This is a genomic window from Stenotrophomonas sp. YJH_SMC_40 (assembly GCF_059368615.1).
The window spans coordinates 83545-97218 of sequence record NZ_JCAFRX010000002.1 but is presented as its reverse complement, the minus strand read 5'-3'; the positions used below and the strand labels follow the sequence as shown (position 1 = coordinate 97218).

14 protein-coding genes are annotated in these 13674 nt (G+C 67.6%); 8 read left to right on the top strand and 6 right to left on the bottom strand.

Features of this window, described 5'->3' with window-relative positions; translation table 11 throughout:
- Window positions 1-39: 39 nt before the first annotated feature.
- Genes AC5P6X_RS03405 through AC5P6X_RS03380 form a run of 6 tightly spaced genes read left to right on the top strand, consistent with a single transcriptional unit; the run spans window position 40 to window position 5968 of the window.
- Window positions 40-2868, top strand: coding sequence for a monovalent cation/H+ antiporter subunit A (locus AC5P6X_RS03405; RefSeq protein WP_059035644.1), 2829 nt, complete (start codon window positions 40-42; stop codon window positions 2866-2868).
- A complete protein-coding gene (locus tag AC5P6X_RS03400; protein WP_088436232.1) occupies window positions 2868-3260 on the top strand; it encodes a Na+/H+ antiporter subunit C in 393 nt (130 codons plus the stop codon). The genes AC5P6X_RS03405 and AC5P6X_RS03400 overlap by 1 nt, the downstream gene beginning before the upstream one ends.
- Entirely contained in the window at window positions 3257-4792 is a 1536-nt protein-coding gene (locus AC5P6X_RS03395; RefSeq protein ID WP_108270560.1) for a monovalent cation/H+ antiporter subunit D, read from the top strand. The genes AC5P6X_RS03400 and AC5P6X_RS03395 overlap by 4 nt, the downstream gene beginning before the upstream one ends.
- Window positions 4789-5295 (top strand): Na+/H+ antiporter subunit E, encoded by a 507-nt coding sequence (locus AC5P6X_RS03390; RefSeq protein ID WP_005411333.1) that lies wholly within the window; start codon window positions 4789-4791, stop codon window positions 5293-5295. The genes AC5P6X_RS03395 and AC5P6X_RS03390 overlap by 4 nt, the downstream gene beginning before the upstream one ends.
- The gene (locus AC5P6X_RS03385; protein WP_005411334.1) at window positions 5292-5576 is read left to right on the top strand and encodes a K+/H+ antiporter subunit F; all 285 of its coding nucleotides are present in this window, start codon (window positions 5292-5294) and stop codon (window positions 5574-5576) included. The genes AC5P6X_RS03390 and AC5P6X_RS03385 overlap by 4 nt, the downstream gene beginning before the upstream one ends.
- Window positions 5573-5968: a Na+/H+ antiporter subunit G gene (locus AC5P6X_RS03380; protein ID WP_108270561.1), complete on the top strand. Its 396-nt coding sequence runs from the start codon at window positions 5573-5575 to the stop codon at window positions 5966-5968. The genes AC5P6X_RS03385 and AC5P6X_RS03380 overlap by 4 nt, the downstream gene beginning before the upstream one ends.
- A 74-nt stretch (window positions 5969-6042) precedes the next feature.
- Here the strand turns inward: AC5P6X_RS03380 and AC5P6X_RS03375 are convergent, their stop codons facing one another.
- Both AC5P6X_RS03375 and AC5P6X_RS03370 read right to left on the bottom strand, forming a co-directional pair.
- Window positions 6043-7002, bottom strand: a complete 960-nt coding sequence (locus AC5P6X_RS03375) for a sodium:calcium antiporter (RefSeq protein ID WP_108270562.1) — start codon at window positions 7000-7002, stop codon at window positions 6043-6045.
- Between the two features lie 73 nt (window positions 7003-7075).
- Window positions 7076-7732 (bottom strand): hypothetical protein, encoded by a 657-nt coding sequence (locus tag AC5P6X_RS03370; RefSeq protein WP_108270563.1) that lies wholly within the window; start codon window positions 7730-7732, stop codon window positions 7076-7078.
- Between the two features lie 125 nt (window positions 7733-7857).
- Here AC5P6X_RS03370 and AC5P6X_RS03365 point away from each other — a divergent pair, with 125 nt between their 5' ends.
- Window positions 7858-8394, top strand: coding sequence for a hypothetical protein (locus AC5P6X_RS03365; protein ID WP_005411338.1), 537 nt, complete (start codon window positions 7858-7860; stop codon window positions 8392-8394).
- An 84-nt stretch (window positions 8395-8478) separates the two neighbouring features.
- Here AC5P6X_RS03365 and hmgA read toward each other — a convergent pair whose 3' ends face one another.
- Window positions 8479-9777 (bottom strand): homogentisate 1,2-dioxygenase, encoded by a 1299-nt coding sequence (hmgA, locus tag AC5P6X_RS03360; RefSeq protein WP_049451144.1) that lies wholly within the window; start codon window positions 9775-9777, stop codon window positions 8479-8481.
- An 85-nt stretch (window positions 9778-9862) separates the two neighbouring features.
- Entirely contained in the window at window positions 9863-10975 is a 1113-nt protein-coding gene (hppD, locus tag AC5P6X_RS03355) for a 4-hydroxyphenylpyruvate dioxygenase (RefSeq protein ID WP_005411340.1), read from the bottom strand.
- A gap of 66 nt (window positions 10976-11041) precedes the next feature.
- On the opposite strand from hppD, the gene AC5P6X_RS03350 reads away from it, so the two are divergent.
- On the top strand, window positions 11042-11599 hold the full coding sequence (locus AC5P6X_RS03350) for a MarR family winged helix-turn-helix transcriptional regulator (RefSeq protein ID WP_005411341.1): 558 nt from the start codon (window positions 11042-11044) through the stop codon (window positions 11597-11599).
- 81 nt (window positions 11600-11680) lie between these two features.
- On the opposite strand, the gene AC5P6X_RS03345 is transcribed toward AC5P6X_RS03350, so the two are convergent.
- Entirely contained in the window at window positions 11681-12820 is a 1140-nt protein-coding gene (locus tag AC5P6X_RS03345; protein ID WP_049395603.1) for a hypothetical protein, read from the bottom strand.
- Window positions 12821-13054: 234 nt separating this feature from the next.
- Window positions 13055-13660 (bottom strand): thioredoxin family protein, encoded by a 606-nt coding sequence (locus AC5P6X_RS03340; RefSeq protein WP_108270566.1) that lies wholly within the window; start codon window positions 13658-13660, stop codon window positions 13055-13057.
- Window positions 13661-13674 lie beyond the last annotated feature (14 nt).

Below are 13674 nucleotides of genomic sequence, written 5' to 3'. Positions count from 1 at the left end.
TATCCTCCCTGACCTGCTCGTGAATCATGGATTCCCTGCATGCTCCCCAGCCTGCCCCTGCTGCTGGCCCTGCCGTTCCTGATGGCAGCGGCTGTTGCGGCCTTCCCCCGTAGTTCGCGCTCGACTGCTGCCTGGCTGGCGGCGCTGGCGCCGTTGGGCGGACTGGCCATCCTCGGCTGGCTGACCCCGTCCGTACTCGACGGCCAGGTGGTGCGGACGATGGTCCCTTGGCTGCCGCAGATCGGCCTGGACTTCACCCTGCGCCTGGACGGGCTGGCGTGGATGTTCGCCGGGCTGGTGCTGGGCATCGGCGCGCTGGTGGTGCTGTACGCGCGCTACTACCTGAGCCAGCAGGACAACGCGCACCGCTTCTACTGCTACCTGCTGCTGTTCATGGGCGCCATGCTGGGCATGGTGCTGTCGGGCAACCTGCTGTTGCTGATGATCTTCTGGGAAATGACCAGCATCAGCTCGTTCCTGCTGATCGGTTTCTGGTCGCACCGCCAGGACGCACGCGAGGGCGCGCGGATGGCGCTGGTGATCACTGGCGGCGGCGGCCTTGCGCTGCTCGGTGGCGTACTGCTGATCGGGCGCATCGTCGGCAGCTTCGACCTGGACGTGGTGCTGGCCGCCGGCGAGCAGATCCGCGCCAGCGCGCTGTACCCGTACGCGCTGTTCCTGGTGCTGGCGGGCATCTTCACCAAGAGCGCGCAGTTCCCGTTCCATTTCTGGCTGCCGCACGCGATGGCCGCGCCCACTCCGGTCTCTGCCTACCTGCACTCGGCCACCATGGTGAAGGCCGGTGTGTTCCTGCTGGCGCGCCTGCATCCAGCGCTGGCCGGCAGCGACCTGTTCTTCTACACGGTCAGCGGCATCGGTGCGATCACGCTGTTGATCGGCGCCTGGAACGCGATCTTCCAGCACGATCTGAAAGGTCTGCTGGCTTATTCGACCATTTCCCATCTGGGCCTGATCACCCTGCTGTTCGGCCTGTCCACGCCGATGGCGGTGGTGGCCGGTGTGTTCCACATCCTCAACCACGCCACCTTCAAGGCCTCGCTGTTCATGGCCGCCGGCATCATCGACCATGAGACCGGCACCCGCGACATGCGCAAGCTGGGCGGCCTGCGCAGGCTGATGCCGTTCACCAGCGCGCTGGCGATCATCGCCTCGCTGGCGATGGCCGGCATCCCGCTGCTCAACGGCTTCCTGTCCAAGGAAATGCTGTTTGCCGAGGCGATCACGGCCGGAGGCCCGGGAATCATGCGCACGGCGGTGTCGATCGCCGCATTGCTGGCTGGCGTATTCGGGGTGGCCTACAGCCTGCGCTTCGTGCACGACACCTTCTTTGGCCCCGGCCCGCACGACCTGGATCGCGTGCCGCATGAGCCGCCGCGCTGGATGAAGGTACCGGTGGAACTGCTGGTGGTGATCTGCGTGGCAGTTGGCATCGCCCCGGCACTGACCGTGGCACCGGTGCTGCATGCCGCTGCGGCGTCGATCCTCGGCAGCGCCATGCCCGAGTACAGCCTGGCGGTATGGCACGGCTTCAACCTGCCGCTGGCAATGAGCGCGATCGGCGTGATCGGCGGCGTGGCGCTGTACTTCGGCCTGCGCAAGCTGATCAACCTGCATGCCGTGACCAACGTCAGCACTGGCCGCAATGTGTTCCATGCACAGCTGGATGCCGTGTCCGCACTGGCCATGCGCCTGACCAACGGCATCGCCAACGGCAGCCTGCAGCGCATGCTGCTGGGCCTGGTGCTGGTGGCGATCGCAGTTGCCGCCGCGCCATTCGTGGCAAATCCGGCGTCGCCAAACTGGACCGCGCCACAGCCGATGCCGCTGCTGGGCTGGGCGCTGTGGCTGGTGATGATGGCCTGCGCGGTGGCCACCCTGCGCATCTACAAGCAGCGCCTGCTGGCGGTGCTGCTGGTCGGCGGCGTCGGCCTGATGGTGGCGCTGACCTTCGTGTTCCTATCCGCACCCGACCTGGCCCTGACCCAGCTGCTCGTGGAGATGGTGACCCTGGTGCTGATGCTGCTGGGCATGAACTACCTGCCCGCGCAGTCCGGGCCGGAACGTCCGCGCTGGCGCAAGCGCCGCGATGCGGTGATCGCGATCATCGCCGGCGCCGGGCTGGGTGCGCTGGCCTATTCGGCGATGACCCTGCCGCCGAACACCATGGCCGGCGAACTGCTCGCCCGTGCGTTGCCCGAGGCCTACGGCCAGAACGTGGTCAATGTGATCCTGGTCGACTTCCGCGGCTTCGATACCTTCGGCGAGATCACCGTGTTCGGCATCGCCGCGCTGGTGGTGCACGCACTGCTGCGGCGCACGCGGATGGCACCGGAACAGATCATGCCCGGCCCGCCGATCAAGCTGCCGGTGCCGGCCGACCTGGCGCAGATCATGTTCCCGCTGACGCTGACCGTGTCGATCTTCCTGTTCCTGCGCGGCCACAACGCACCGGGCGGCGGCTTCATCGCCGGCCTGGTGCTGGCGGTGCCGCTGCTGATCCAGTACGTGATCCAGGGCACCGCGTCGGTGGAATCGCGCTTCGGCTTCGACTACATCCGCTGCATCGGCATGGGCCTGCTGATCGCCCTGCTCAGCGGCAGCGCCTCGATGCTGTTCGGCGTGCCGTTCCTGACCAGTGGCCACCTCGACCTGCATCTGCCATTGATCGGCGACGTGCCGCTGGCCAGCGCGATCGGTTTTGACATCGGCGTGTATCTGGTGGTGTTCGGCGGCGCCATGCTGATGCTGTCGATGATGGGCACGATCAAGCCGTCGCGTACCCGCGCTGCCCGCAAGGGTGAGATCGACCTGCAACGCCGTTCGGCCCGCACCGGGGAGATGCACTGATGGAACTGGCCCTGGCTACCGCGATCGGCGTGCTGACCGCCATCGGCATCTACCTGCTGCTGCGTGCGCGCAGCTTCGACGTGATCCTCGGCATGACCTTCCTGTCCTACGCCACCAACCTGCTGATCTTCGCCGGTGGCCGCGTGGTGCTGGGCAAGGCGCCGGTGCTGCAGGAGGGCGTGGACAGCCACCTGGGCAACTACACCGACCCGCTGCCGCAGGCACTGGTGCTGACCGCGATCGTGATCGCCTTCGCGATGACCGCAGTGAGCATCGTGCTGGCCATGCGTAGCCGCAGCGACAACCACAGCGACCATGTGGACGCCCACGAGCCCGACGACGACCTGCAGGATGAGAGCGCATCGGCGCGCCAGGACGAGGATCGCGCATGAACCATCTGGTGATCCTGCCGATCCTGATTCCGCTGCTCGGCGCCGCGCTGTCGCTGTTCGTCGAACACCGCCGCTACGGCCCCAGGGTGCAGCGCGCGGTGGCCTGGACTGCACTGTCGGCGCTGGCGCTTGCGGTGGGCCTGCTGTTCGCGTCGACCGCGGGCGGTGACATCAACGTCTACCTGCTGGGTGACTGGCCGTCGCGGCTGGGCATCGCGCTGGTGGCCGACCGGCTGTCGGCATGGATGCTGCTGACCACCCTGCTGCTGGCCATTCCCTGCCTGCTGCACGCCTGCTCGGGTTGGGACCGCCGCGCACCGCACTTCCATGCACTGTTCCAGTTCCAGCTGGTCGGCCTCAACGGCGCGTTCCTGACCGGCGACATCTTCAACCTGTTCGTGTTCTTCGAGGTGATGCTGATCGCCTCCTACGGCCTGCTGCTCAGCGGTGGCCGCGGCCTGCGCATGCGCATCGGCCTGCACTACGTGGTGTTCAACGTCACCGCCTCGACCCTGTTCCTGATCGCGCTGGGCCTGCTGTACGCCACGCTGGGTTCGCTGAACATGGCCGAGCTGTCGCAGCGCATTGCTGCGGTGCCGGCGACGCAGCTGACCCTGGTGAAGGCCACGATGGGCCTGTTGCTGCTGGTGTTCTGCGCCAAGGCCGCGCTGATGCCGCTGTACCTGTGGCTGCCGGAAGCCTATTCGCGCGCGCCGGCCGCAGTGGCGGCGCTGTTCGCGATCATGACCAAGGTCGGCCTGTATTCGGTGCTGCGCATCCAGATGCTGTGGTTCGGCGATGACGCGGGCGCGATGGCCGGCTATGGCCGCGACTGGCTGCTGTGGGCCGGCGTGGCAACGCTGGTGCTGGGCGGGCTCGGCGCCCTGGCCGCGACCCGCCTGCGCGTACTGATTTCCTACCTGGTCATCGTGTCGGCAGCCACGCTGTTCATCGCCTTCTCGGTGGGCACGCCGCAGGTGCTGTCGGCCGGCCTGTACTACCTGCCGCACAGCAGCTTCGTGGCCGCTGCGCTGTTCCTGGTTGCCGACCTGATCCGCCGCCGCCGTGGTGGCGCCAGCGACCGCAAGGAGGTGGTGGCGCCGATGCCGGGCAAGGAAACGCCGGCGGTGCTGTTCCTGATCGGGGCAGTGTCGGTGGCCGGCCTGCCGCCTCTGTCCGGCTTCCTGGCCAAGGCCGCGCTGCTGGCCGGCATGCCGGCGCAGTACACCGGCCCGGTCTGGACCGCCGTGCTGGTCAGCAGCCTGCTGGTGATCATGGGCCTGACCCGCGGCGGCATCCGCCTGTTCTGGCGCGTGCCGCCGGTCGATCCCGATGCACCGAAGCCGCGCAAGGCTCCCCTGCGCCGGGTAGAACTCTACGCCGCCTGCCTGCTGCTGGCCTACGGCATCGGCATGACCGTGGCCGCGGCACCGTTGATGCGCTACACCGACGCCACCGCCGCACAGCTGCTGCAACCCAGCGAGTACGTGCAGCAACTGCGTGCGACCACGCCGGAGATCCGCCAGCCATGACCGCCCAGCGCTCCCTGTTCCGTCGCCTGATTCCCTCGCCGATGCTCAGCATCATGGTGGTGGCGTTCTGGCTGCTGATGTCCGACAGCTTCACCCTCGGCCAGATCGTGCTGGGGCTGCTGCTGGGCGTGGTGGTGCCGCTGTTCGCCGCGCGCCTGGACCGCGAGTTCGCCCGTATCGGCACCCTGCGGCCACTGCCCAGGCTGGTGTGCGTGACCCTGTGGGACATCCTGATGTCCAACATCCGCGTCGCCCTGCAGGTGCTGGGCCCGGAAAAGAACATCCACCCGGGTTTCATCTGGCTGCCGCTGGACATCGCCAACATCCACGGCATCGCCGCGCTGACCAGCATGATCACCCTGACCCCGGGCACGGTCTCGGCCGCGCTCAGCGACGACCGCAAGTTCCTGCTGGTGCACGTGCTGCACCTGGAGGACCCACAGGACCTGATCGATACGATCAAGCGCCGTTACGAGGCGCCGTTGATGGAGATCTTCCCATGACCGGTTTTGAAGTCATCCAGACCACCCTAGTGGTGTGCATGCACGTGGTCGGCCTGGCCATGCTGCTGGCTACCTGGCGCCTGCTGCGCGGGCCGACCGTGCCCGACCGCATCCTTGCGCTGGACACCCTGTCGGTGACCGCGATCGCCGAGCTGATGCTATTCGGCATGTATCTCAATTCGCCGATCTACTTCGAGGCGGCGCTGATCATCGCCATGCTCGGCTTCGGCAGCACCGTGGTGCTGAGCAAGTTCGTGCTGCGCCGGGACATCGTCGAATGATCACCGCGATCCAGATCGGCCTGTCGATCCTGCTGCTGTTCGGCTGCTTCTTCATCCTGGTCGGCGCACTGGGCCTGGTGAAGCTGTCGACCTTCTTCAAGCGCCTGCACGCGCCGACCAAGGCCAGCACGCTGGGCGTGGGCTGCGTGCTGGTGTGCTCGGTCTGCTACCACATCTTCCTCGGCCAGGACCCGCAGCCGCGCGAGCTGCTGATCACCGTGTTCCTGTTCATCACCGCACCGATCAGCGCGCACATGATGGCCAAGGCCGCGCTGTCGCTGCTGATGGAGACCCGCCCCACCCTGCCCGGCAACGAACGTGCCGCCGAGGAGCAGCTGCCGCCGCCGCCGCCGGAGCCGGTGCGGGAAGAAGAAACCACGCAGAACCGGTAGTGCCGGCCGCTGGCCGGCAGTGGCAAGGGTTCCGTCAGAGGCAGTGAGGTTGCCGGCCAGCGGCCGGCACTACCTCATGCCGCGCCGACCAGCAGCAGCTCCAGCACGAACCAGCCGACAAACGCGACCAGCAGGATCCCGCCTTCACCACGACTGATCTTCAGGTCGCCACGCAGCATCGGGTACAGCACCAGCGCGAACGCCAGCAGCGCCGGCAGTTCCAGGCGCACGAACGAGGCCGGCAGCGCCAGCGGCTGCAGCACGGCCATCGCACCGATCACCAGCAGCAGGTTGACCACGCTGGAACCCAGCACGTGGCCCAGCACCATGTCGCCATGCCCGCGACGCGCGGCGGCGATGGCGGTGGCCACCTCCGGCAGTGCGGTACCGATCGCCACCGGCAGCAGACCGACCAGCAGTGGGGTCCAACCCAGGGCGGCGCCGAAGTCGGCGGCGGCGCCCACCACCAGGCGCGCGCCCCAGTACAGCGCCAACGCGGCAATCAGCACGCGCAGCACGTTCAACGGCAGGCTGGTGCGGCTCAGTGCGGACTCGGCGATGGCCACCTGCACCTCGGCGCTCTCGCTGCGACCACGGCGCAGCAGCAGCACCTGCACCACGATGAAACCGGCCAGCAGTATGCCGCCTTCCCAACGTGCCAGGCCGCCATCAAGCCCGAACAGGATCAGCAGCACACCCGCCGCCAGCAGCGACCACCACAGCACCGTCTGCAGGCGCGCGCGCAGCAGCAGGGGCGCAGCCATGGCCGCCACCGCCAGGGTCACGCCCAGGTTGACGATGCTGCTGCCCACCGCGTTGCCCAGTGCCAGCTCCGGTTGGCCCACCGCCAGGGCGCGCGCGTTGACTGCCAGTTCCGGCAACGAGGTGGTCACCCCGAGCAGCAACAGCCCGGCAGTGAAGGGGCTGGCGCCGAAACGCTGGGCCAGGCCGGACACGGCCTTGACGATGGAGTCCCCGCCCAACGCCAGCAGCAGCAGGCCGAGCAGGAACCAGGCAATGGCAATGGCGATCATCGAGCACTCCCCCAGCGGTCGTGGCGCGATTCTACGCCTGGCCCGTACGCGCGGCTGGGCCGTGGATCAAGGATCAGCCACAGCCTTCCGCATAATCGACCTGCGGGGTCTGTCCGACGCGCCAGGCACCCACCCGGCCATCGGCACCGAGTGCGAAGTCGATCACCGCCCCGCCCTCCTGCGCCGGGCGCACGCGCAGGTGCTGGGCCTTCTCGTCATACTTGTCGGGGCCGACGTCCGCGCGCTCGGGATACAGCACCTGCAGCTCACCCAGGGTCATGCCGACCTTGCCACCGCCCGGTGCGGTGATGGCGGCGCTGCGCACGTCGTAGCGCACCAGCTTGCGGCCCTCGATCATCAGGCGCGGATCTTCGGCATCCTGCGGGCGCAGGAAGTAGCAGCCGTCGTTGCTGTCGTCAGCCGGCAGCGGCTCGCCGGCCGCATCGGTGCCCAGACCCTGCAGCGGCGTGCCGAAGCCGGCACGGACCTCGGCGATGCCGGCACCCAGCTTCGCCCCAGCGAAGCCATCCAGGCGCGCGGGACTGTCCTCGCGACGGTCATTGGCTGGACGGGCGGCCAGGTCGGGATCCGTCGACTGCGCGGGTCCGGTCGCCGAGGCGGTTTCCGCCGGAGTGTCGCTGCCGCTGCCGGCCGCCCCCTGCTTGTCGGGGCCAGCACTGCAGGCGGTGAGCGAAAGGAGCAACAGACCAGCAAGCGGAAGGTGCTTCATCGGTGCGGTTCCCTGGCACAAGGATGGCTGCACGCTAGCCCATCCGGTGTGCAGGCGCTGCATTGTCATCGCGGTTTCATCGCCTTCGTTCAGGCTCGGCGAGCACCGACCTGGCCGTCCCTTCCATGCAACCGCGCAAGACCGATCTCGCCCGAACCGCGCTGCAGGCCCACCGCGCGCCGCTGGACATGCGCCAGCGCCGGCTGCTGATCCTGTGCGACGGCCAGCGTACCGTCGCCGACCTGACCGGTCTGCTCGGCCAGGAAGCACCGGCGATGGTCATCCAGCTGGTACAGGCGGGGTACCTGAGCACCGGCACAGGCGCCACGACCCCAGCACCGTCGACCGCAGCCGCGGTGGCGCCGGTGCCCACGCCGCCGGCAGCCACACCTGCTGCACCCGCGGTCGAACGCCGGCGCTCACTGGTGGCAGCACGCATCTACGTGCTGGGCATCCTGGAAATGCAGCGGCATCCACAGGCGGCGGCGCTGTTCCGCGACCTGCAGCAGGCGCGTGCGGAGGACGAGGTGCTGCAGCGACTGCAGTCGGCAATGCAGCTGCTGCCCACGCTCACTTCGGATGGCTATTGCCAGCGCGTACGGCAGCGCCTGCTGGAGGCGTTGCCATTGGAGCATTGCGACGCGTTCGCCGAGGTCGCCTGAAGAAGAAGGGGACGGAGGGAATTAAGTCGTTTCAGGCACACGTGTGCTGATTGCGGCTTAATCCCCTCCGTCCCCTTTCTAGGGTCAGCGGAAGTTGTTGCGCAGGCCGTTCCAGCACTGCTGGTAATCGCCCTGGCGGTGGCCAGCGGCCAGCGCCTGTGCGGTCGGGCGGATCACTGCGCGGGTCTCGAACATGAAGGCCATCGTGTCCTTGATCACATCGGCCTTGGACAGATCGGCATTGGACGCCTTGTCGAAGGTCGGCGCGTCCGGGCCGTGACCACTCATGCAGTTGTGCAGCGAGGCGCCACCCGGGACGAAGCCTTCGGCCTTGGCATCGTAGGCGCCATGCACCAGGCCCATGAACTCGCTGGCGATGTTGCGGTGGAACCACGGCGGACGGAACGTGTTCTGCGCCACCAGCCAGCGCGGCGGGAAGATCGCAAAGTCCATGTTGCTGGTGCCCGGGGTGTCGCTGGGCGAATGCAGCACCAGGAAGATCGACGGATCCGGGTGGTCGTAGCTGATCGAACCGATGGTGTTGAAGCGACGCAGGTCGTAACGGTACGGCGCGTAGTTGCCGTGCCAGGCCACCACGTCCAGCGGCGAATGGTCGATCGGTGCACGCCACAGGCGGCCCTCGAACTTGGCGATCAGCTCGAAATCGCCATCCACATCCTCGAACGCCGCATGCGGGGTCTCGAAGTCGCGCGGATTGGCCAGGCCGTTGGATCCGATCGGGCCGAGGTCGGGCAGCTTCAGCAGCGCACCGTAGTTCTCGCAGATATAGCCGCGGCTCGGGCCATCGGGCAGTTCAACGCGGAAACGCACGCCGCGCGGGATCACCGCGATCTGCTGCGGCTCGATCTCGATCACGCCCAGCTCGGTCAGCAGGCGCAGCGCGCCCAGCTGCGGCACGATCAGCAGCTCGCCGTCGGCGTCGTAGAAGTAGCGGCCGACCATGTCGCGGTTGGCAGCGTATAGGTGGATGCCCACGCCGGCATGCGCATCGGGCGAGCCGTTGCCACCCATCGTGTACAGGCCTTCGACAAAATCGGTCGGCAGCTCCGGCAGCGGCAGTGGGCTCCAGCGCAGCTGGTTTGGCGAGGCCGGCTGAGTGCCGAAATCACACTGCAGCTGCGACTGCGCGAACGGGGTGAACTCGCCATGGGTCACCGCCGGGCGGATCCGGTACAGCCAGCTGCGGCGGTTGCTGCCACGCGGCGCGGTGAAGGCGGTCCCGGTCAACTGTTCGGCGTACAGGCCGTGGGCCACCTTCTGCGGTGAGTTCTGCCCGACCGGCAGCGCGCCGGCAACGGCCTCGGTGGCGAATTCGTTGCCGAAGCCGGACTGGTAGCCGCGGGCGGTGATGGCGGGGGACATGGGAACTCCAGAGATTGCCGGCCAGCGGCCGGCACGACCATTCGGACAGGCAATGCCGGCGGGACGCCGACATTGCCTGCAGACCTTACAGCACGCCGCGGCGGATCTGGTCGCGCTCGATGCTCTCGAACAGTGCGGTGAAGTTGCCTTCGCCGAAGCCTTCGTTGCCCTTGCGCTGGATGATCTCGAAGAAGATCGGGCCGATGCAGTTCTGGGTGAAGATCTGCAGCAGCTTGCGCTGGTGGGTTTCCGGATCGGCATCGATCAGGATCTTGTTCTTCGCCAGGCGCGGCACGTCTTCACCGTGGTTCGGCACGCGCTGGTCGATCACGTCGAAGTAGGTCTCCGGCGTATCGAGGAAGTCCACGCCCTGCGCGCGCATCGCTTCGACGGTCTCGTAGATGTTCTCGGTGAAGCAGGCGATGTGCTGGATGCCCTCGCCCTTGTACGCGTCCAGGTACTCGTTGATCTGGCTCTTCGGGTCGGACGATTCGTTCAGCGGGATGCGCACGATGCCATCCGGCGCGGTCATCGCCTTGGACACCAGGCCGGTCTTCAGGCCCTTGATGTCGAAGTAGCGGATCTCGCGGAAGTTGAACAGGCGCTCGTAGTAGTCCGACCACTGCTGCATGTTGCCGAAATACAGGTTGTGGGTCAGGTGGTCGATGAAGGTCAGGCCGAAGCCTACCGGGTGCAGGTCGGCACCGGCGATCGGCTCGTAGTCGCCGTCGTAGATGCTGCCGGCGCTGCCGTAGCGATCGACCAGGTACAGCATGCAGTCGCCGATGCCCTTGATGACTGGCGCGCTGACCGCCTTGCTGTCCGGCTTGAAGGCGATGGCTTCGGCGCCGTTGCCCAGCGCGGTCTGGTAGACCTCCTGGCCCGGCTTCTTGAAGCGGATGGCGAAGCCGCAGGCGCACGGACCGTGCTTCTCGGCGAAGTCGGCGGCGAACGAATCGGGGTCCTCGTTGACCAGGAAGTTGACGTCGCCCTGGCGATAGACGGTAATCGGACGCTGCTTGTGCTTGAGCACCGCGCTGAAGCCCATCTTCCGGAAGTACTCGTGCAGCTCCTGGCCACGGCCGGCCGGGGCGGCGAATTCGACGAACTCGAAGCCGTCGATGCCCATCGGGTTCTCGAAGGTGGTGACCTGCATGCCGGGGTTGGGATGCGAGGCGGTCGGGACTGCGGTATTCATGGCGTGGCTCCGAATCGGTACCGCATCGGTACAAACCAGGTGCGGGCAGGTAGGGACCCGGCGAGAATGCAGGGTCTGGACCTACCCCTTATAGTTACACTTGAAACCACCAGCAAGGTGCACCGCAACATGAGCCCCGCCGATCCCGTTTCGACCCGCCTGCGTTCCTCGCACGTCCTGCTCGACCTGGAACAGTTCCTGCCGTACCGGCTGAGCGTGCTGTCCAACCGGGTCAGCGGCAACATCGCCAAGCTATACGGCGATCGTTACGGTCTGGCGATTCCCGAATGGCGGGTGATCACCATCCTGGCGCTGTACCCGGGCTCCTCGGCCAGCGAGGTCTCCGACCGCACGGCGATGGACAAGGTGGCGGTCAGCCGTGCCGTGGCCCGCCTGCTGGAGCGCGGCTTCATCAAGCGCGAAACCCACGGCGACGACCGCCGCCGCTCGGTGCTGGCGCTGTCGGCAGCCGGCTTCGAGGTGTACGAGACCATCGCGCCGATGGTGATCGAAATCACCCGCAAGCTGATGTCGGTGCTGAGCGAAGAGGAAGAGCAGGTGCTGGAGAAGCTGATCCTGCGCCTGGCCGGCGAAGGCCTGGAGCGGATGGGCGAAGGAGTCTGAAAGAAAAAGGGGACGGAGGGGATTAAGTCGTTTTGGGCACATCTGTGCTGATTGCGGCTTAATCCCCTCCGTCCCCTTTTTTCAGCTCAGATGCTTGCGCCGTGCATGGATCCACGGCACCGCGAGCGCCGCGATGGCACCACCGGCGAAGCCGAGGGAAGCCGCAACCGTGGCTGCTTCGACCGCCCCCGGCAGCGCCAGCGCCGCCGCCACGAGCAGCAGCGACGGCAGGCCGACGAAGGTGCCCAGGAAGAAATGCCAACGCGGTGACCAGGTATTGAGCTGCAGCAGGCTGACCGGTTGCCAGGCTTCCGAGGCAGCGTCCTCGGCGATCTTCGCCACCGCCTTGGCCAGGTCCACTTCCGGCAGCGCGCGCCCCTGCCGTGCGGTCGCCAGCAGCTCGGCCACGGCCTCCACCGGCGGGAAACTGGACGGCCACGCGACCGGCGCCGGCACGCCATACGCGGTCAGCACCGGCACGCTCAGCCAAGGCGCCACCAGCGGGCGCATGCGACGGCGGCCATGCACGCACCAGATCTGTTGCTGCCCATGCGCGGTGACGCTGTACAGCGCCAGTTCGTTGGCCGGCGGGTAGCCGAGCATGGTCACCCGCGCGGCCAGGCTGTCCTGCCCCATCGCGCGCAGGAAGCCGGGGCGGCTGCGCCCTTCCTGCATCCACGCCAGTCCCAGCGCACCCACCAGATAGGCCTCGGCCACGTCCTTGCTGCCAGCGGTGGCGCGTTCGTCACTGGCCAGGTACCAGGCCAGCGATTTCGGTTCGGCGACATCCTCCAGGCCCCAGCGGCTGTCGTCTCCCAGCACATGGCGCACCGGCAGGCGCGCGGGCGCGGTTTCGCCACGTTCGCCGGGTTGCAGGAACGGCAGCACGCCCTGGATGAAGGTGGACAGCTCGATCGCACGCACGCCGTGCCCCTGCCACTCCGGTGGCAGCAGCCCGGCCAGCTGACCGTCGGCGGCCAGCGCATCAAGCCGGGACTTCTGCTCGACCAGCTTCTGCACCGCCCCCTTCAGCACCACGTTGTCGGGCAGCGCGATCTGCGGCAGGCGATGGCGCGGCGGCGCCAGGTCGACGGTGGCCTCGCCGGTTCCGGTGTCATCCAGCAGCGCCTCCTGCGGCGGCAGGGTTACGCCCTCGCCTGCTCCACCCTCGGCCAACTCACTGGCGGGTTCGGGCAGTCGTTCGGCGTGGTCGCTGTGCATGGGCGTTCCGGAAGGTTGCATCGACGGGATGTCGACTGAGGTCCTTGCCGGTAACGGCGAGCGCGTTGCGATATTGAGATGCCGATTCCGGGAATGTGACCGCAACCACAGTAGATCCACGTGATGCGTGGATGCACTTCTGTGCCGACCAACGGTCGGCACCCACCGGGGATGGCGGTCAGCGGTCGGCACCCACCCACCACCACCCCTGCCGGCCAGCGGCCGGCACTACCCCTATTCCGGTTTGTCAGGTGCCCATTGTTTCAGGAACGCGCTCACCCGTGCCGGCTGGAAGGCTTGGCCCCTGCGCAGTTCGCCGGTGGCCTGCGAGACCAACAGGCTTCCATCGGCATCGAGCACCAGCAGGTGCGGGTAGTCGCGCTCCATCACCGGGAACTGGGCGAAGAACGCGGTGTTGGGCTGCTCGTCGCTGGCGTTGACCTTCACCCACACGTAGTGGGCATCGCGGAAGCGACGCAGGTCGCCGTTGCCTTCCACCACATCGTCCAGCGCGCGGCAGCGCTCACAGGCGGCGTTGCCGACCTCCAGCAGGATGCGCTTCTTGCCCCGCTGGGCTTCCACCTTGGCGGTGGCCAGGTCATCGGCGGGGTTGCGAGCCGGGTCGAACTGCGCACCGAGCCCGGCGATGGCGGCGATGTCCGCCGCCACCGGGGTGTTGCCCGAGGCCACCGGTTCGCTGGGGTCAGCGACCGGTGGCTCGGTGGGTCGGGTATCCAGAGGCTGCGTGGGCTCGGCGGTGGCAGGCGGTTGCGGTTGGGAACAGGCGCCTATCAGCGCCGCACAGACCACCACTGCCGCAGTACCGAGCTTGCTACGCATGCCTTCTACCCTCT

Bases quoted from the DNA above. Each gene is read 5' to 3' on its own strand.
- AC5P6X_RS03405 (WP_059035644.1), top strand. From the start codon at position 40: ATGCTCCCCAGCCTGCCCCTGCTGCTGGCCCTGCCGTTCCTGATGGCA.
- AC5P6X_RS03400 (WP_088436232.1), top strand. From the start codon at position 2,868: ATGGAACTGGCCCTGGCTACCGCGATCGGCGTGCTGACCGCCATCGGC.
- AC5P6X_RS03395 (WP_108270560.1), top strand. From the start codon at position 3,257: ATGAACCATCTGGTGATCCTGCCGATCCTGATTCCGCTGCTCGGCGCC.
- AC5P6X_RS03390 (WP_005411333.1), top strand. From the start codon at position 4,789: ATGACCGCCCAGCGCTCCCTGTTCCGTCGCCTGATTCCCTCGCCGATG.
- AC5P6X_RS03385 (WP_005411334.1), top strand. From the start codon at position 5,292: ATGACCGGTTTTGAAGTCATCCAGACCACCCTAGTGGTGTGCATGCAC.
- AC5P6X_RS03380 (WP_108270561.1), top strand. From the start codon at position 5,573: ATGATCACCGCGATCCAGATCGGCCTGTCGATCCTGCTGCTGTTCGGC.
- AC5P6X_RS03375 (WP_108270562.1), bottom strand. From the start codon at position 7,002: ATGATCGCCATTGCCATTGCCTGGTTCCTGCTCGGCCTGCTGCTGCTG.
- AC5P6X_RS03370 (WP_108270563.1), bottom strand. From the start codon at position 7,732: ATGAAGCACCTTCCGCTTGCTGGTCTGTTGCTCCTTTCGCTCACCGCC.
- AC5P6X_RS03365 (WP_005411338.1), top strand. From the start codon at position 7,858: ATGCAACCGCGCAAGACCGATCTCGCCCGAACCGCGCTGCAGGCCCAC.
- hmgA (WP_049451144.1), bottom strand. From the start codon at position 9,777: ATGTCCCCCGCCATCACCGCCCGCGGCTACCAGTCCGGCTTCGGCAAC.
- hppD (WP_005411340.1), bottom strand. From the start codon at position 10,975: ATGAATACCGCAGTCCCGACCGCCTCGCATCCCAACCCCGGCATGCAG.
- AC5P6X_RS03350 (WP_005411341.1), top strand. From the start codon at position 11,042: ATGCAGGGTCTGGACCTACCCCTTATAGTTACACTTGAAACCACCAGC.
- AC5P6X_RS03345 (WP_049395603.1), bottom strand. From the start codon at position 12,820: ATGCACAGCGACCACGCCGAACGACTGCCCGAACCCGCCAGTGAGTTG.
- AC5P6X_RS03340 (WP_108270566.1), bottom strand. From the start codon at position 13,660: ATGCGTAGCAAGCTCGGTACTGCGGCAGTGGTGGTCTGTGCGGCGCTG.